Source organism: Rhizobium sullae, assembly GCF_025200715.1.
In the GTDB taxonomy this organism is placed as follows: Bacteria; Pseudomonadota; Alphaproteobacteria; order Rhizobiales; family Rhizobiaceae; genus Rhizobium; species Rhizobium sullae.
Window position 1 is genome coordinate 300,290 of sequence record NZ_CP104144.1, and the last position, 17,515, is coordinate 317,804.

16 protein-coding genes and 1 pseudogene are annotated in these 17,515 nt (G+C 61.8%); 10 read left to right on the forward strand and 7 right to left on the reverse strand.

Going from position 1 to position 17,515, the window contains the following annotated elements; translation table 11 throughout:
* Window positions 1-122 precede the first annotated feature (122 nt).
* Window positions 123-286 (reverse strand): annotated as a pseudogene (locus N2599_RS22045) (proline/glycine betaine ABC transporter ATP-binding protein); the annotation flags it as partial.
* A 434-nt stretch (window positions 287-720) separates the two neighbouring features.
* On the opposite strand from N2599_RS22045, the gene N2599_RS22050 reads away from it, so the two are divergent.
* Complete coding sequence (locus tag N2599_RS22050; protein WP_143534218.1) at window positions 721-1,095, forward strand: hypothetical protein; 375 nt, start codon at window positions 721-723, stop codon at window positions 1,093-1,095.
* Between the two features lie 482 nt (window positions 1,096-1,577).
* On the opposite strand, the gene N2599_RS22055 is transcribed toward N2599_RS22050, so the two are convergent.
* Window positions 1,578-2,573 carry an aldo/keto reductase gene (locus N2599_RS22055; RefSeq protein WP_027512900.1) on the reverse strand — a complete coding sequence of 332 codons (996 nt, stop codon included), beginning with the start codon at window positions 2,571-2,573 and terminating at the stop codon, window positions 1,578-1,580.
* A gap of 96 nt (window positions 2,574-2,669) precedes the next feature.
* On the opposite strand from N2599_RS22055, the gene N2599_RS22060 reads away from it, so the two are divergent.
* Window positions 2,670-3,560, forward strand: a complete 891-nt coding sequence (locus N2599_RS22060) for a LysR family transcriptional regulator (protein ID WP_027512899.1) — start codon at window positions 2,670-2,672, stop codon at window positions 3,558-3,560.
* Window positions 3,561-4,209: 649 nt separating this feature from the next.
* Here the strand turns inward: N2599_RS22060 and N2599_RS22065 are convergent.
* Window positions 4,210-4,416 carry a hypothetical protein gene (locus tag N2599_RS22065; protein WP_051336782.1) on the reverse strand — a complete coding sequence of 69 codons (207 nt, stop codon included), beginning with the start codon at window positions 4,414-4,416 and terminating at the stop codon, window positions 4,210-4,212.
* A 308-nt stretch (window positions 4,417-4,724) separates the two neighbouring features.
* On the opposite strand from N2599_RS22065, the gene N2599_RS22070 reads away from it, so the two are divergent.
* The 3 genes from N2599_RS22070 to N2599_RS22080 all read left to right on the forward strand — a co-directional run bounded on the left by N2599_RS22070 (window position 4,725) and on the right by N2599_RS22080 (window position 7,330).
* Entirely contained in the window at window positions 4,725-5,261 is a 537-nt protein-coding gene (locus N2599_RS22070; protein WP_027512896.1) for a Spy/CpxP family protein refolding chaperone, read from the forward strand.
* 103 nt (window positions 5,262-5,364) lie between these two features.
* A complete protein-coding gene (locus N2599_RS22075; protein WP_027512895.1) occupies window positions 5,365-6,063 on the forward strand; it encodes a response regulator in 699 nt (232 codons plus the stop codon).
* 4 nt (window positions 6,064-6,067) lie between these two features.
* Window positions 6,068-7,330, forward strand: a complete 1,263-nt coding sequence (locus N2599_RS22080) for a sensor histidine kinase (RefSeq protein WP_027512894.1) — start codon at window positions 6,068-6,070, stop codon at window positions 7,328-7,330.
* A gap of 137 nt (window positions 7,331-7,467) precedes the next feature.
* Here N2599_RS22080 and soxG read toward each other — a convergent pair whose 3' ends face one another.
* The 4 genes from soxG to N2599_RS22105 are packed head-to-tail and all read right to left on the reverse strand — an operon-like array spanning window position 7,468 to window position 12,506.
* Window positions 7,468-8,001, reverse strand: coding sequence for a sarcosine oxidase subunit gamma family protein (soxG, locus tag N2599_RS22090; protein ID WP_027512893.1), 534 nt, complete (start codon window positions 7,999-8,001; stop codon window positions 7,468-7,470).
* A complete protein-coding gene (locus N2599_RS22095; protein WP_027512892.1) occupies window positions 7,994-10,957 on the reverse strand; it encodes a sarcosine oxidase subunit alpha in 2,964 nt (987 codons plus the stop codon). Before N2599_RS22095 ends, soxG begins: the two co-directional genes overlap by 8 nt.
* Window positions 10,954-11,232 (reverse strand): sarcosine oxidase subunit delta family protein, encoded by a 279-nt coding sequence (locus tag N2599_RS22100; protein ID WP_027512891.1) that lies wholly within the window; start codon window positions 11,230-11,232, stop codon window positions 10,954-10,956. The genes N2599_RS22095 and N2599_RS22100 overlap by 4 nt, the downstream gene beginning before the upstream one ends.
* A gap of 23 nt (window positions 11,233-11,255) precedes the next feature.
* Window positions 11,256-12,506, reverse strand: a complete 1,251-nt coding sequence (locus tag N2599_RS22105; RefSeq protein WP_027512890.1) for a sarcosine oxidase subunit beta family protein — start codon at window positions 12,504-12,506, stop codon at window positions 11,256-11,258.
* A 97-nt stretch (window positions 12,507-12,603) separates the two neighbouring features.
* On the opposite strand from N2599_RS22105, the gene N2599_RS22110 reads away from it, so the two are divergent.
* The 5 genes from N2599_RS22110 to N2599_RS22130 all read left to right on the forward strand — a co-directional run bounded on the left by N2599_RS22110 (window position 12,604) and on the right by N2599_RS22130 (window position 17,501).
* Window positions 12,604-13,563 (forward strand): GlxA family transcriptional regulator, encoded by a 960-nt coding sequence (locus N2599_RS22110; RefSeq protein ID WP_027512889.1) that lies wholly within the window; start codon window positions 12,604-12,606, stop codon window positions 13,561-13,563.
* Window positions 13,564-13,767: 204 nt separating this feature from the next.
* The gene (locus N2599_RS22115) at window positions 13,768-14,430 is read left to right on the forward strand and encodes a helix-turn-helix domain-containing protein (RefSeq protein WP_027512888.1); all 663 of its coding nucleotides are present in this window, start codon (window positions 13,768-13,770) and stop codon (window positions 14,428-14,430) included.
* 95 nt (window positions 14,431-14,525) lie between these two features.
* A complete protein-coding gene (locus tag N2599_RS22120) occupies window positions 14,526-15,431 on the forward strand; it encodes a class II glutamine amidotransferase (RefSeq protein ID WP_027512887.1) in 906 nt (301 codons plus the stop codon).
* A gap of 40 nt (window positions 15,432-15,471) precedes the next feature.
* Window positions 15,472-16,158 carry a GltB/FmdC/FwdC-like GXGXG domain-containing protein gene (locus N2599_RS22125; RefSeq protein ID WP_027512886.1) on the forward strand — a complete coding sequence of 229 codons (687 nt, stop codon included), beginning with the start codon at window positions 15,472-15,474 and terminating at the stop codon, window positions 16,156-16,158.
* A gap of 14 nt (window positions 16,159-16,172) precedes the next feature.
* Complete coding sequence (locus tag N2599_RS22130; RefSeq protein WP_027512885.1) at window positions 16,173-17,501, forward strand: FMN-binding glutamate synthase family protein; 1,329 nt, start codon at window positions 16,173-16,175, stop codon at window positions 17,499-17,501.
* The last annotated feature ends 14 nt before the right edge of the window (window positions 17,502-17,515 follow it).

Consider the following 17,515-nt stretch of genomic DNA (forward strand, 5'->3'; position numbering starts at 1 on the left):
GTGGCAATGTCGCGCAAGAGCGCCCGTGCACGCGCCAACTGGACCGGTTGCATTATGTCGATGTCGACGAAGCGGCGGATCGCTGGGCGTCGAACGCTGTTTGTACCGGCGCCCTTGACCACATCTACGTCGACAACGCACCCTGATTGACCTCCTTCACGAAGTTGGCGAAGTATGCGTCTGCTGGTCTAAGGACGATGTCCTGGCTGGCGCCTTGTCGAATGACCTCGCCGTCTCGGACGATATGGTCACGTACGCGGAGGGCTTCATCCAGATCGTGAGTGAGCGCAGCCGGATGTGGCAAGCCGCCGGAGGGACATTGCGTCCGCCCGTTGATCTCTCCGCCTGCCAAGGCGGAATCCTACCGCCGCTATGGAGGCGACTAGCAAGCCAGCACCTGATGTCTGACCGGGCCTGTTTTCGGGTAAGGCGGCTTGCGGCCATGCGCACGACGGCACGGCCATCGACCTTCGGCTCCGATCACCCCCGATGCATCTTTTTGGGGTCTGAAGCGTTTCCAAGGCACAGCATGGAGACGCACTATGGCCAGGCGGGCATCCACCGACACCGGCATGAACGGGCGGTATGTCCCAAGCGACGAAGGACGGCCGCTCCAAGGACGGCGTCGACCGCTGCTTGTGCGCCGACGGCCGCCGCAAGGCCAAGCGCGGCGCCAGGCCGAGGAGGGTGATAAGTGCGAAAAAGCACCGAGGTAAGTCGATGACGAATATCCGTTTCAAGGGTTTTGATAGTCCCTCCCAGCTTCGAGAACATCTTGCGGACGTGGAGGAAGACGCTTCCGTCGCCGATCTGGCCGAAGACATACCCGTCGACGACGATCTGCAATCGGCCCAACGCGAGGTCGCCTGGCTTCGAAAGGACGTTGCCGACCTGCGTGAGCAGCTGGCCCTGTTCCGCCGTCGGCCCAAAATCGTGGCGGTGAGCCGGATCGGCGCCTATTCGTGGCTGCGCATGGCAGCAGCGGTTCTTGCTGTGGTCGCGCTCGCAACATGGGTGCGTCATCTCCGCCATGGTAGGCTAGGCATCCGCGCGGCTCAGATGATCCCGGCTCGCGCCGATCGCAATCATTGGTAGGTCCGCTGCCGTGGATTTCATCCGACCACGCCTCAGCACGATATTTTATCGGCAAGCACTATTCGGCGACCTGGCAAAGCTATTGGTTCCCCGCAATCGACATTGAGGAGGCCGCCGACGCCCAGGTAGGCGGATATCTCGAACGCGGGCGACGCGACCGTTGTGTTGGCAACTTTCACCGCCGTCGACGGTAACGGTGCCACAGGTTCGGTCTCGTGTCAGATCCACCAGATGCCTTAGTGGGTTATCTCGGTGAGGCGGCGGGCGCGACCAGTAGCCGAGCGAGTTCTATTGGCCGGCCGCGATGTCGCAAGGACTGCGTTCGACGACCGGTACCTTGCCTGCGCCAGCCTGTCGTTCCGACCACTCTGTGGCGCTGAAGCTTGAGCGGATGGGCCGTCCGGGCAATCGGTGACGCCCGAGGGTGACCGTCAAGGCATAATTGGAGGAACGCCTTGTCGAACCGTGAGGCGCAAAGCAGTCTACCCGTTCACAAGGGCAAGTTCCTGCTCGCGGTAGCGGCTGCCGGTGACCTTTGCCGGAGCGAGCGCCTCGCCGATCTGTTTAAGCTCGTCGTCTAACAAGGTGATACCTGCTGCCGCAGCATTCTCTTCCAAATGCTTAAGCTTGCGCGCGCCGGGTATCGGTACGATGAAGTCCCCCTGATGCAGCACCCAGGCCAGTGCAAGTTGCGCCGCCGTCACGCCTTTTGCCTGCGCCAAGGCCTTCAATGTTGCGATAAGGGCGGCGTTCGCAGCCATGGCGTCAGCTTGAAAGCGTGGCAGGTTCTTGCGCCAATCATCGGAAGCAAGCTCATCGGGCTTATTGATTGCGCCGGTCAAGAGACCGCGACCGAGAGGACTGTAGGGGACGAAGCCGATGCCAAGTTCGCGGCAGACAGCCAAGACCTCCTCCTCCGGATCGCGGCTCCACAGCGAGTATTCGCTCTGCACCGCCGAAATCGGGTGCACATTATGCGCCCGCCTTATAGTGGCAGCGCTTGCTTCCGAAAGGCCGAGCGCTTTCACCTTGCCTTGCCTGACGAGGTCCGCCATGGCTCCAACAGTTTCCTCAATCGGCACGTTGGGATCGACGCGGTGCTGGTAGAAAAGGTCGATCTGCTCGATTCCGAGCCGCCGGAGAGAGCCTTCGGCTACGGCCTTCACGTGTTCCGGACGACTGTCGACCCCGACCATCCGCGACATGCCTTCGCCCTTATCGGCGATCTTGAAGCCGAACTTGGTTGCGATCACGACGCGATGCCGGTGCGCCTTCAAGGTCTTTCCGACCAGAACCTCATTATCGAAGGGACCGTAAACCTCTGCGGTATCGAAGAAAGTTATGCCGATCTCGACCGCGCGGTGCAGCGTGCGAATAGCGTCTGCCTCATCCTGACCGCCGTAGGCGAAAGTCATGCCCATACATCCAAGGCCTACCGCCGAGACGTCCAGTTCGCTTCCGAGCTTCCGTTTTTTCATCACCTGATCTCCTTTTGTGATGAAGGGAGGATAGGACATGGTAGGTCGTTCGTTAATTCGCCTGGAAATTCACACGCTGTTCTATAGAATAGAACAATGGACAGAAGTCGCCTACCTCAACTTGCAATCTTCGCGACCGTGGCTGGCTGCGGCGGATTTCGCGGCGCGGCCAAGGAATTGGAGATAGCGCCTTCTGCTGTAAGCCACGCCGTATCGAGCCTGGAGATTACTCTGGGAGTTCGGCTCTTTTCTCGAACGACCCGTAGCATCGCGCTAACGGAAGAGGGCGCACTGCTTCTCAAGCGGCTAAAGCCGGCGCTGGGCGAGATTGACCTGGCGCTCGATGCGGTAAAGGAAATGGGTAATCGTGTAGCCGGCAATCTTCGCCTCAGCGTGCCGCCCTTTGCGGCGCATTGGCTTCTGGCGCCACGTCTTGCGGCTTTCAGCAGGGCTTATCCGGGGGTCGTACTGGAAGTCCGGGTCGAGGAGCCCTTCAACGACATTGTCGCTGCAGGCCTCGATGGCGGCATGCGGCTCGGCGAGAGCCTGGAGCCGGACATGATCGCCGTGAGAATGAGCGCTCCCATACGGGCAAGCATCGTTGCTTCACCCTCCTATTTTGGGCAAAGGACCGTGCCGGTCCATCCGCGTCAGCTAGTGGATCACGCGTGCATCCGACGGCGATTTGCCAGCGGACAGGTTTATAGATGGGAATTTGAAAAGGATGGCGAAGAGCTCGTCCTTGATGTCGACGGCCCGCTTATTCTAGGCGACGATCGGCTGGTGCTAGAGGCCGCGCTCGACGGCGCTGGTGTCGCGTTCCTGTTAGAGAACATGGCGAGGGCCGCCATTGAAGAAGGGCGGCTGTACCAGATCCTTGCCGATTGGTGCGCGCCGTTTCCCGGTGTCTACCTTTATTACCCAAGCCGGCGCCAGATGCGGCCCGCACTGCGTGCCTTCATCGAGTTCTTCAAGTATTCGGGCTGACAGGTCATGCACGTTGCAATCGTGCTTCGAGGGTCGTTCTGACTGCAAAAATGGAAGAGCCTTCAGCCCGGCGGGATATTATCAATTCTCGACAAGGACTGCTCCTATCGATTGCATCTGAGACAACGGCATGAGTGAGTTTGCTTCGCGTTTGAACTCAAGCACATCCCCGACGACCCAGAAGCAAACCATGGGTAAGGGTCGCGTGACGGTCTGCCTTGACCGGGATTGGCTTGGCCACAAAAAAGGCCCTGCTGGGGCGGGGGGTGCGGACGGTTGCAGGGCCAGGTTGCCAGAATATATACTGGCTGAACGCGCCTCTTTGACCGATATGTTTTTTGAGACAGTATGCGCGAGCCAGAAGAGTAGCATATTTGCCGCGAAAAGAAGCTTGTCCCAAAGGCTTAAGTGGACTGGGTAAGCGCTGATGGACGCGACCGTCCGCTAGGAAACCTGATTGACGCGCCAAACGGTCATTTGGGTGCATGATGTCTGAACGGGATTGTCGTTCGGTAGCGGCGGGATGCGGCGCGGAGCCATTCCGGCTGCACAGCACCGCATCACGTCGCGGATTGATGGTTCGAGCGAATTCGGCGGGTGTCATCCCGCCGTGCCCATTTGGCCTAATGGTGCCGGACGGGCATTCTGATTAACGGGTCGCAAGCAACTCCCGAAGCTGGTGGGGTTTATCGACGCCGAACTCGAACCACATCACCAATTCCCGCGCGGCCTCTTGGGCCTCTAAGTTTAAAATGTCGTAGTGGTGGCTTTCGCACCATTCCTTGAGCAAACCATCTAGCATACTCAGGTCATTTGAAGACAAAGCGCGTTTCTTCAAGGCCACTTTGTGTGACATTCTATTTCCTCCCAAAAATAGTACTTTTTCTAGCTGCTGACCCAGCGAGTATGACTTTAGTCGAATGTTTCTTTCTCGAAAATACTCTTGCGCAAACTTTAACGCATTGAGGATGTAACTGCCTGTTTGGGCGCAGGAATTTTTATCGAGTCGGCACGACGGCTCGAGGGAACTGATGCCGCCAAGCCCGTCCTCGAAGGCGCCGCTCCGGCTTTACATTCCTTTACATTTACCCGGAACGCGCGACACGTTGCTCTGTTAGCTTTCCTCCATTGCAGCAGGCGCTGCGGAGTGAAAGGAGATTAACTATGGAAAACGAGGACAAGAACTTGGCGAGCCCGACGTCCGGCGAACCAGCCTCGAAAGGATGGGGGCGCCGCACCGCGATCGGCAGCCTAGCAGCCGTCGCTATTGTCGGCGCGGCCGGGTTTGCGGCCGCGCGAAGCGACGGTTTCGGTTTCGGCATGGGCGGCCACATGATGCACGCACATATGGGAGGTAGCGGCTTTATGGAACACCGGATCGGCTCCGTGCTTGACGAAATCGATGCGACGTCCGAGCAGGAAGACAAGCTTTGGGAGATCATCGACAAGGCGCGCGATGAGATCGGGCCGACTTTCCGGGACGTCCGCGAGACGCGTGAGCAGGTTATTGAGCTCCTCGGCGCCCCGACCGTCGACCGTGCCGCTGCCGAAAAGCTCCGCAGTGAGCGCATCGCGGCCATCGACGAGGCCTCGCGCAAGATGACCACTGCGCTCCTCGATGCCGCCGCAGTTTTGACGCCGGAGCAGCGGGCCAAGCTCGTTGAGCATTTGAAGGAGCGCAGGGGCCACGGCCGATGGTAGGGCGAGGCGGCTCCTGCAATGTACATGCAGCGTTCCAAAGTGCTACAGCGACCTCTGCGCGTCTGACGCGCGGCGCTGTAGGCGACTGAACGGAGCGCAGGAGATGGCGGAACGGGTCTTGATTGTTGACGACGATATGCGCCTGTCCGCCATGCTCGCCGACTATCTCTCCGGAAACGGCTACACCGTCCACACCGCGGCGACGGCCACGGCTGGCCTCACCGACCTTGGCCGCCGCGCCCCGGACGCCGTGATCCTCGACGTGATGCTGCCGGACCTCGACGGCTTCGAGACCTGCCGGCGCATGCGCGCGGTATCGGATGTGCCGATCCTCATGCTTACGGCCAAAGGCGAAGAGACAGATCGCATCGTCGGGCTGGAACTCGGAGCCGACGACTATCTGCCCAAGCCTTTCAATCCGCGCGAATTGCTGGCGCGCCTGAAGGCGGTCCTGCGCCGCCGCAACGGTAGCGCAGCGGTTTCGCGCGTCCTGCGCTTCGGGCGGCTGGAGATCGATCCGGGATCCCGCCTGGTCAGGATCGACGGCCGTGAATGTGCACTGACCAGCTACCAGTTCGACCTGCTTGTGGCGCTTGCCGAAAATGCCGGGCGCACGCTGTCGCGCGAACGGTTGATGGACACCGTCAAGGGCGAGGAGTTGGATGCGTTCGACCGCTCCATCGACGTCCATATCTCGCGCATCAGGGCGGCCATCGAAGACGATCCCAAGCATCCGAGGCGCATCATCACCGTGCGCGGCGCCGGCTATGTCTTCGCCCGGTTCCAGGACGATGAGAGATAGAGCGATGCGCAGCCGGCTGTTCCTGAAAATCTACCTCACGCTGCTTGCGAGCCTTGCAGCGGTCGCGGTCGCCAGCGCGGCCTTCGTGTGGCTGGGACAGGGCGAGGAGGAGTCCGGTTGGCAGAGCCAACGTGCTCGTTTCGTCGCCGCGCTGATTCCGCCCGACATGGACAGGCGGTCGGTGGAGGCGGCGCTGGAGCGGTTTTCACGGGCCTTGGACGCCGACATAGCCGTCTACGATCCGCGCGGCAGCCTGATCGCGAGCGCCGGCCGGCCGCTCCCGCGCGACATTCTCGAAAGGCCCTGGCGTCACGGCGGAGGCAACTTTCACACCATGGTGACGAAGTTGCCCGACGGGCGCGCCGTAGCCGCTCGCATGGGGCGGTCTATCGGTCCGTCCGGCCGCAATCCGCTCGCCTATCTGGCGTTGATTGCCGGAGTCATCGGGCTCGCCGCCTATCCGGTGGTGCGCCACCTGACCCGCCGGCTGGAGCGGTTACGCAGGGGCGTGGATGCGTGGGGAAGGGGCGATTTCGTGGCGCGTGTACCGGCCGACGGCAGCGATGAGGTCGCGGCGGTAGCGAAGAGCTTCAACAAGGCTGCCGATCACGTTGAGCGATTGATCAAGTCACACCGCGCTCTGCTCGCCAATGCCAGCCACGAATTGCGCTCGCCGCTTGCGCGCCTGCGCATGGCGATCGATCTCTATGAGCAGGCGCCGGACGAGAACCGCAAGGAGGAGATCGTACGCAACCTTGCCGAACTGGATATGCTCGTCGAGGAGATCCTGCTGGCGAGCAGGCTCGACCATATCGAGAAGCTCGATGCGCTCGAGTCCGTCGACCTCCTGGCCCTGGTCTCGGAAGAAGGCGCGCGCACCGGCGTCGAGGTCACCGGCACGCCTGTGACTGTCATGGGCGATGCGCGCCTGATCGGCAGGCTGGTTCGCAATCTCATGCAAAACGCGCTGCGCCACGGCGGCCCGCCTGTCGCCGCTACTCTTGCGCAGGCAGGCAATACAGCAGAACTGAGGGTCCGCGACCACGGCCCGGGCATACCGGACAGCGAGAAGGTCCGCGTATTTGAGCCGTTCTACCGGCCCTCGGGACGAAGCGAGGCCACCGGCGGCTGGGGCTTGGGGCTGGCGCTGGTGCGCCAGATCGCCGAGCGTCACGGCGGCTCGGTCCGTTACGAATCCCCACCGGGCGGCGGCGCCCGCTTCATCGTAACGCTTCCTGTCCACCGGGTCGCTGGAAAGATCAACTGAAGTCTCAATGCCGCCCTTCTTGGGACTGACGGTTTCGGATGCTGTCGGCATCACGTTGACCCGAACTGCAAATGACAGCGTCCTGCCATTGGAGCTCCTCCGCAACAGCGACGTCTACACGCCTAACAAACCCGCGGTCAGCCGAATTCTGCGCTCATGCGAGCGAGATCGTCCCACAGGCTCTCGGCAAATCCTCGCAGCACGATGATCTCGAATGTCTCGGCATCGATACAGGTGATGTGGGCCACGATATGGCCGATGAGCGTCGTTGCAGATTGTCCGACGGGGAAGGAGCCCGAAGCAAGATCGACGGCCGTGCCCTTGGAAAGGACCCGCGCCGCCATCTTGCCGCTGATCCGGATGCGGACGCGTCCGTGACTCTGGTCGACGCCGGTCGCGCGCGGTTCGAGCGCGTCGAACAGGGCCTTCATGTCCTGAAATGTCATCGGCTCTTCACCGATGATGAACCACTGACCGGGCGAAACAGGGCGTACGGTGAGGGCGGCCCCCCTGGCGAGGCCGTCGAGGACGGATGCTACATCCTGTTCGCTGGGCCGGGCGAGCACATGGATGACAGCGCCTTCGGGAAGCGATGAGAGCCTGACGGCAGCAGAAGAGATTGCCAGCTTGGCGCCAAGCACAGGGCGAAGGGTCGGGCGGAAATCAGACATGGAGCCTCTCGTTCTGCGGATCGAAGAACGCCGGGTTGCACAGGCGCGCCGCAGTAAATTCATTGCGCAGGCCGTTCCAAATCATCACCTCTTCACCGTGCCGCTCGGATCCGTGCTTGACAAGGGCAAGGCCGATGGTCGAGCCGACATGGGGCGAAAACGCACTTGAGGTGACATAGCCTTGGTCGTTTTCGAGCGTTGCGGCCGCATCCTTGGAGAGGATGTGGGAACCCGTGCGGAAGGACTGCTTCGAATCGAGCGGCACGACGCCGACTAAGCGCGGTCGGTCTTCCGCCACAAGTCCCTCGCGCCCCACCATTGCCTTGCCGATGAAGTCGGCCTTCACCGCCGAGACCATTTTCGCAAAACCGAGATCGGCCGGAACGACGGTGCCGTTGATCTCGTTGTGGGTGACATGTCCCTTTTCGATGCGCATGACGCCGAGCGCCTCGACGCCATAGGGCATGATGCCATCGTCTTTTCCGGCGTCCATCAGGGCATCGGCGACGCTTTCGCCAAAGCCGGCCGGCACGGCAAGCTCGTAGGCGAGTTCGCCGGAGAAGGAAATCCGGAAGAGGCGGCCGTGAAGCTTGCCGTTGAAAAGCGAGACCTCTTTTGCGGCAAGGAAGGGGAAGGCAACGTTGGAGATGTCGTCGTCTACGGTCTTCTGGAGGATGGAGCGGGCTTTCGGCCCGGCGATCGCCATTTGTGCCCACTGGTCGGTGACCGATGCAAGGCGCACGTCCAGATCCGGCCACAGCGCCTGCGCGCAGAACTCCAGATGGTTCATGACGCCTGCGGCATAGGCCGTCGTCGTCGTCATGAAGAAGCGATTTTCCTCAAGCCGGCTCGTCGTGCCGTCATCGTAGATCGTGCCGTCCTCGCGCAGCATCAGGCCGTAGCGGGCCTTGCCGACGGGCAGTTTCAGGAAGGCATTGGAATAGACCCGGTTCAGGAATTCCGCCGCATCCTTGCCACAGATCTCGATCTTGCCGAGCATTGAGACGTCGCACAGCCCCGCATTCTCCCGCACGTTCAGCACCTCCCGGTCGACGCTTTCGCGCCATGTCTGTTCGCCCTTTCGCGGGAACCAGGAGGAGCGATACCAAAGGCCTGTCTCGACGAAGACGGCGCCGTTCTTTTCCGCCCAGCCGTGCAGCGGCGATTTGCGCACCGGCTGGAAATGATGTCCGTGATAGGCGCCTGCCAGCGCGCCGAAGGAGACCGGCGTATAAAAGGGCCGGAAAGTCGTCGTGCCGACGTCTGCCGGGGAGACGCCGCGTGCTTCGGCCAGAAGACCGATGGCATTGACGTTGGAAAGCTTGCCCTGGTCCGTCGCCATGCCATTGGTGGTGTAGCGCTTGGCAAGCTCCACATGGCCATAGCCTTCGCGGACGGCAAGGCCGAGGTCCTTGCGATGCACGTCGTTCTGGAAATCGACGAAGGCCTTGCCCTTGACGCCGGCTATGGACCACACAGCCTTTTCAGGCGGGGCGACGATATCGTTCTCTACCGCGCCGAATGCGGTGGGTGCTGCCTTGAAGCCGAGTGCCTCTGCCATGGCAATGCCCTGCCGCGCACCGTCCGCAAGGCAGGCCGCAAGGCCGTTGACGGCGGAAACGGAGCCGGCGAGCGCGAGCCCGTTCAGGTTGCCCGGTGCGAGGAAGGCTGCATTGTCGTCCGACCAGACCGGCTTGCCGCCGCGGTGGCAGGCGAGGTGGATGATCGGGCTGAAGCCGCCAGCCATGGCCAGGGCATCAACGTTCAGCCTTTCCGTGCGGCCATTTAAGCGGATATCGATTGCGCTGAGGGCCTTGCCGCCCTTGGCATCCGATACCACGGCATCACGGATGATGCGCGCCGGTCCAAAGTAGCCGCTGCCGCCGTTTTCGCGGCTGTCGACGATCGCGGCGAGGTGGACGCCCTGCGCCTCGAGATCGCGGGCCAGCGCGTAGCCGCTGTCATTGGTGGTAAAGATCGCCGCCGTCTTGCCGGGGGCGACAGCATAGCGGTTGAGATAGTGGCGCATGGCGCTCGCCATCATCACGCCTGGAATGTCGTTGCCGCCGAACATCAGCGGGCGCTCCTCGGCTCCCGTCGCCAGCACGGCGCGCTTGGCGGCAATGCGCCAGAGGCGTTCTACAGGTACGTTGGATTGCGGTTCGGACACGTGCTTTTGCACCCGCTCGACGGCGCCGAAGACATTGCCGTCATACCAGCCGAACGCTGTGGTGCGGGTCAGAAGGGTCACATTCGGCAAGGCTTCGAGTTCGCAGATGCAGTCAGCCGCGAAATCGGCTGCCGCCTTGCCGCCGATCGATGCGGTCTCGCCCAGAAGCTGGCCGCCGGCAACGGAGTGTTCGTCGATGAGAATAATGCGGGCGCCGGCACGGCCAGCACTGATCGCCGCTGCCAGACCCGCCGGCCCCGCGCCGATGACGAGTAGGTCGCAATGCGCCCAGCATTTGTCATAGGCGTCTGGATCGGCCGCATATGTCGCCTTGCCCAGTCCGGCCGCCTTGCGGATGAAGGGCTCGTAGATCTTTTCCCAGAACGCGGCAGGCCACATGAAGGTCTTGTAGTAGAAACCGGCGCTGAGGAAGGGCGACAGAAGGCTGTTCAGCGCGCCGATATCGAGGTCGAGGGACGGCCAGCGGTTCTGGCTTTTCGCTTCGAGGCCGGCATAGAGTTCCTGCATGGTGGCGCGCGTGTTCGGCTCGGTGCGGCCGGCGCTGCCGATCGTCATCAGCGCGTTCGGCTCGGCGGCACCCGCCGTCAGGATGCCGCGCGGCCGATGATATTTGAAACTCCGGCCGACGAGCTGGCGGCCGTTGGCAAGCAGTGCAGAGGCGAGGCTGTCGCCCCCAAGGCCCCGCATCGCCTTGCCGTCGAAGGTGAAAGGCAGCGGCTTGGAGCGGTCGATCAGCCCGCCTTTCGGCAAACGGTAGGATGTCATGCGCGTCTGCCTTCTTTCTCGCCAGACGCAGCGTCGCGGCACGCGGCGATCTCATGGGTCACGGTATCGCGGGTGACGACCAGCCATCGGCGGCAACCGGAGGTGTGGTGCCAGTATTCCTCGTAGGCGCCGCGGGGATTGTCGCGCAGATAGACGTAGTCGAACCACTCGCCGGCACCGGCATCGGCCGCCGGCCGCGCAAGGGCAGCGCCCTTGATGGTGAATTCCTCTTTGGGTCGTCGCCCGCAATGCGGGCAGGGCACGAGACTTGCCATTTCGAATGTCCTTGGTCCGCGAATCAGTGAAGGTTGGGCTGGGCGCCCTGGCCCTTTTCGTCGATGAGGTAGCCACGCTGGAAGCGGTCGAGCCGGAAGGCCGTCGCCGTTTTGTGCGGTGCGTCGCGGGCGAGAAGATGGGCAAAGCAGAATCCCGACGCCGGGGTCGCTTTGAAGCCGCCATAGCACCAGCCGGCATTGAGATAGAGATTGTCGATGTGGGTACGGTCGATGATCGGCGAACCGTCCATCGACATGTCCATGATGCCGCCCCAGGAGCGCAGCACCCGAACGCGCGACAGCGCCGGGATCATCGCCTTTCCGGCTTCCGCGACATGTTCGACCGTCGCCAGGTTTCCGCGCTGGGCATAGGAATTATAGCCATCTATGTCGCCGCCGAAGACAAGGCCGCCTTTGTCGGATTGCGAGACGTAGAAGTGTCCCGCACCGAAGGTGACCACTCCGTCGATAAAGGGCTTCAGGCCCTCCGAGACGAAGGCCTGAAGCACATGGCTTTCGAGCGGAAGCTTCAGGCCGGCCATCTGGGCGACCTGTGAAGAATTGCCTGCGGCTGCGAGCGCCAGCTTGCCGCAACCGATGAAGCCGCGGCTGGTTTCAACGCCGGTTACCTGTCCATTGTCGCGGCGGATGCCCGTCACCTCGCAGCCTTGGATGATATCGACGCCGCGCTGATCGGCGCCGCGCGCATAGCCCCAGGCGACCGCGTCATGGCGAACGGTTCCGCCGCGTTTCTGCAGCAGGCCGCCCTGGACCGGGAAGCGGGCATTGTCGTAGTCGAGAAATGGCACCATCTTCTGGACCGAGGCGCGGTCGAGAAGGTCGGCGTCGACGCCGTGCAGCCGCATGGCGTTGCCGCGGCGGGTATAGGAGTCGCGCTGCGCATCGGAGTGAAAGAGATTGAGCACGCCGCGCTGCGATACCATGGCGTTGAAGTTGAAATCCTGCTCGAGCCCCTCCCATAGCTTCATGGAAAGCTCGTAGAAGGGATTGTTACCCGCCAGCAGGTAGTTGGAGCGGATGATCGTCGTGTTGCGGCCAACATTACCGGAACCGACATAATTCTTCTCCAGTACCGCGACATTGGTGATGCCGAATTCCTTGGCGAGATAGTAGGCCGTAGCGAGGCCGTGTCCGCCACCGCCGACGATGATCACGTCATAATGGGGCTTGGGCTCGGGCTGCCGCCAGGCGGGCGTCCAGTTCCTGTTTCCGAAAAGCCCGTTTAAGACGATGGACAGTGCCGAATAGCGCATCGATGCTTCTTTCCAAGAAGGACCAGTTGCCCGTGTAATAGCATGGGGAACTGCTCAAGCATTGCATCTATGGGACCATATGCTGTAATTTCGGGACATGAGTGCTGGCGACCAGAAGAACCTGCAGCGGATCGGCTTCCTCCTCGTGCCGAATTTTGCGCTGATGTCCTATGCTTCCGCGACCGAGCCGTTGCGGGCGGCGAACCTGATTGCCGGAAACGCTCTTTACGAAGCGATCCCTTTGTCGGCAGATGGTCTTCCGGTTCGCAGTTCGTCCGGCCTGACGATCGGTTGCAACAGCCTTTCCGAGGCCGGGGGCACCTGCCATACGATCTATGTCTGTGCCGGCGGCGACCCGCAAGACTGGCGCGCAAGCGCCTCGCTCCATGCGCAGCTGAGGAAGTTCGCGCGCAACGGTGTGCGGATCGGCGGCATATCGAGCGGCTCTTACGTGCTGGCATCGGCCGGCCTGCTCGACAACAGCGACTTCACGATCCATTGGGAACATGCGTCTCTCCTGAAAGAGGCATTTCCGCATCTGGCCCCGCGCCAGGCCCGGTTCGTCATCGACGGTGCACGCGTGACCTGTGGCGGAGGGGTAGCACCGCTGGACATGATGCACGCCGTCATTTCCGAGCGGATGGGCGCCGATTTTGCCCGCAGGGTGAGCGACTGGTACCTTCATACCGCCGTCGCCGAGCCGACCGATCCCCAGCGGGCATCGGCCGCCAAGCGCTTCGGGACAAATCACCCGGCGCTTCTCACCGTGCTGGAGAAGATGGAGACTGCGATCGAAAATCCGCTCAGCCGTGCGGAGATGGCGAGGCTCGCCGGCATCAGCGCGCGCCATCTCGACCGGCTCTTTCTCAAGCACCGCGGCATGACCTTCCTCGACACCTACCGACAGATCCGCCTGCAGCACAGCCTCCGGCTGCTGGAGCAAAGCCCCCTGTCGATTTCGGAGATCGCCTTTGCCACCGGCTTTTCGAGCCCTGGCCATTTCTCCAGATCGTTTAAGGCCATGTTCGACAAAAACCCGAGAAATGCGCGGCGGTAAGACAGCCGGGACTGATTCGTCGCTGACAGATGACGGTGAGCCCGGTGCTGCCGGCTCCGAAACCGGCACGCGGTCGACTGCGTTTCCATCTGAATGCACTTAGACGTACGCTTCTGCACGCGTATTCAGGACGGGGTGTGGCTTTTCCTTTGAATCTTGAAATATTTCCTGAGAAGATAACCTTTGATTTCTGCCGGAGACATCATGACGTCCAAGAAACAGATCGAAAATGCGGTGGCGCTGGATCAGAATCCGCACGCGGTTCGCGAACCACGCGTCAACAATCTCGAATTGGCGATTGGACACGAGGTCCGTAATTTTCGCAAAAAGCTCGGCATCACCGTCACGGATCTGTCTGCGGCGACGGGCATTTCGCTTGGTATGCTGTCGAAGATCGAGAACGGCAATATTTCGCCGTCGCTGACGACACTGCAAACGCTCTCTAGGGCGCTCGGCGTTCCGATTACTGCCTTTTTTCGCCGCTTCGAAGAGCCACGGAACGCAACCTTCGTCAAGGCAGGTGAGGGGGTGAATATCGAGCGTCGCGGCACGCGCGCCGGGCATCAATACAGCCTGCTTGGCCATATCGACAACAATACCAGCGGTGTCACGGTCGAGCCCTATCTGATCACCTTGACTGCTGAATCCGACGTCTTTCCCACCTTCCAGCACGACGGAATGGAGTTTCTCTACCTTTTGGAGGGGGAGGTGGTCTACCGCCATTCCGACTCCCTTTACAGGATGCAACCGGGCGACAGCCTGTTCTTCGATGCGGATGCGCCACATGGGCCTGAGGAACTCGTGAAGCTCCCCTGCCGCTATCTCTCGATCATTTCCTATCCACAGCAGAAGACGGTGAGTGATTAGATTATTGCCTAAAAAGAAAAATTTATTCCTCATAGTTGATTGTTGCCGCACGGTCTGATAGCTCTCGTTCAGAGACGAACGGAGGATGCTGGGCCATGTGCGGAATTGTTGGACTATTTCTCAAAGACCGGAGGCTTGAGCCTGAGCTCGGTCGGCTCCTGTCGGAAATGCTGATCACCATGACGGACCGCGGTCCGGACTCGGCTGGCATTGCAATCTACGGCTCGATTGCCGAGGCAAAAGCGAAGGTGACGATCCAGTCGGCCAAGCCGGAGGCGGATTTCGCCGGTCTCGAAAGAGATTTGGCGGAAGCCGGCGTCCCGGCCAGCGTCAGCGTCAAGAGCACACATGCCGTCATCGAGATCGCTGCGGACATGCTTGCGGCGATCCGGCCGGTTCTGGCCGCGCTTCGCCCCGACGTGCGCGTCATGGGCTCTGGCGAGAGCGTCGAGATTTATAAGGAAACCGGGCTGCCGAAGGATGTCGTCGCCCGTTTCGGCGTCCGCTCCATGAGCGGCTCGCACGGCATCGGCCATACCCGCATGGCAACGGAATCGGCTGTCACGACGCTCGGTGCGCATCCCTTCTCGACCGGCTCCGATCAATGCCTGGTGCACAACGGTTCGCTGTCGAACCATAACAATTTGCGCCGCGAGCTGATGCGGGAGGGCATGACCTTCGAAACCCAGAACGACTCGGAAGTCGCAGCCGCCTACCTCACCTCTGAAATGGCCAAGGGCAAGGACCTCGGGCAGGCCCTGACCGGCGCGCTCGACGACCTCGACGGCTTCTTCACCTTTGTCGTCGGCACCAGGTCCGGCTTCGGCGTTGTGCGCGATCCGATTGCCTGCAAGCCCGCTGTCATGGCCGAAACGGACCGATACGTCGCCTTCGGTTCCGAATACCGGGCGCTCGTCAACCTGCCTGGCATAGAAACCGCGCGCGTCTGGGAGCCGGAGCCTGCAACCGTCTATTTCTGGGATCACCAGAAAGCCGCCTGACCGCGGCGCCTGCCGCGCATTCTCCAAGGGTTATTGAAACATGCCTGTCATTGATCTTGCCACCACTCCCCTGCGTGAGCTCAACAGCGCTCTGCACCGCATCCAGCAGGGTTCGAACGACCTTTCCTTCGAGGTTGTCAATCCGCGCGGCAGCCATTCCGTTGCCGTCGGCATCGACACGCCCGTCGCGGTCGATGTGAAGGGGTCTGTCGGCTATTACTGCGCCGGGATGAACGACGGCGGCACCGTCACCGTTTATGGCTCGGCAGGTCCGGGCGTCGCGGAAAACATGATGTCAGGCACCGTCGTCGTCGAAGGTGACGCCTCCCAATATGCGGGCGCCACTGGCCGCGGCGGGCTGCTGGTCATCAAGGGCAATGCGGCGTCGCGCTGCGGCATCTCGATGAAGGGCATCGACATTGTCGTTCACGGCAACATCGGCCACATGTCCGCCTTCATGGGCCAATCCGGCCACCTGGTCGTGCTCGGCGACGCCGGCGATGCGTTGGGAGATTCGCTCTATGAGGCGAAGCTTTTCGTGCGCGGCTCGGTCAAGAGCCTGGGTGCCGACTGCATCGAAAAGGAGCTGCGCCCGGAGCATCTGACGAAACTGGCCGAACTCCTCGAAAAGGCGGGCGTGACCGGCGTGCGGCCCGAGGAATTCAAGCGCTACGGCTCGGCCCGCAAGCTTTACAATTTCAATATCGACAACGCTGACGCGTATTAAGGCGAGGGACCATCATGAGCTATCACAACCCCTACACCCCGCCGCGCAAGTCCGCGACCTTCGACGATTACACGCTGGCGGAAATCCGCCGCGCTGCGGCAACCGGCATCTACGATATTCGTGGCGCAGGCACCAAACGCAAGGTTCCGCATTTCGATGACCTGTTGTTTCTCGGCGCGTCGATCTCGCGCTATCCGCTCGAAGGTTACCGCGAAAAGTGCGACACGTCGGTCGTCCTCGGCACGCGTTTCGCCAAGAAGCCCATTTTCCTGAAGACGCCGATCACCATTGCTGGCATGAGCTTCGGCGCCCTGTCCGGCAATGCCAAGGAAGCGCTCGGACGCGGCGCGACGATTGCCGGAACCTCCACCACCACCGGCGATGGCGGGATGACCGATGAAGAGCGCGGCCATTCGCAGACGTTGGTCTACCAGTATCTGCCGTCGCGGTACGGCATGAATCCGAAGGACCTGCGTCGCGCCGATGCCATCGAAGTGGTTGTCGGCCAAGGCGCAAAGCCGGGCGGCGGCGGCATGCTGCTCGGTCAGAAGATTTCCGATCGCGTGGCCGAGATGCGCAACCTGCCCCAGGGCATCGACCAGCGCTCGGCCTGCCGCCATCCTGACTGGACCGGCCCGGACGATCTCGAGATCAAGATCATGGAACTGCGCGAGATCACCGACTGGGAAAAGCCGATCTATGTGAAGGTCGGCGGCGCGCGTCCGTACTACGATACGGCTTTAGCGGTGAAGGCTGGCGCGGATGTCGTCGTTCTCGACGGCATGCAGGGTGGCACCGCGGCCACGCAAGACGTTTTCATCGAGCATGTCGGCATGCCGATCCTCGCCTGTATCCGCCCGGCGGTTCAGGCGCTGCAGGATCTCGGAATGCATCGCAAGGTGCAACTGATCGTATCGGGCGGTATCCGCTCGGGTGCGGACGTCGCGAAGGCTCTGGCGCTGGGTGCCGATGCCGTTGCTATTGGAACGGCGGCGCTGGTTGCACTGGGCGACAACGACCCGAGGTGGGAAGACGAGTACCAGAAGCTCGGTACCACGGCTGGCGCGTACGACGACTGGCACGAAGGCAAGGACCCGGCCGGGATCACGACGCAGGATCCGGAACTGGCGGCTCGCCTGGATCCGATCGCCGCTGGCCGCCGCCTTGCCAACTATCTGAAGGTCATGACGCTCGAAGCCCAAACCATCGCTCGTGCCTGCGGCAAAAACCAGCTGCACAATCTGGAGCCGGAAGATCTTTGTGCGCTGACCATGGAAGCGGCTGCCATGGCGCAGATCCCGCTCGCCGGGACCAGCTGGTACCCAGGTAAGGGCGGTTTCTGAAGCCGCATCGAAAA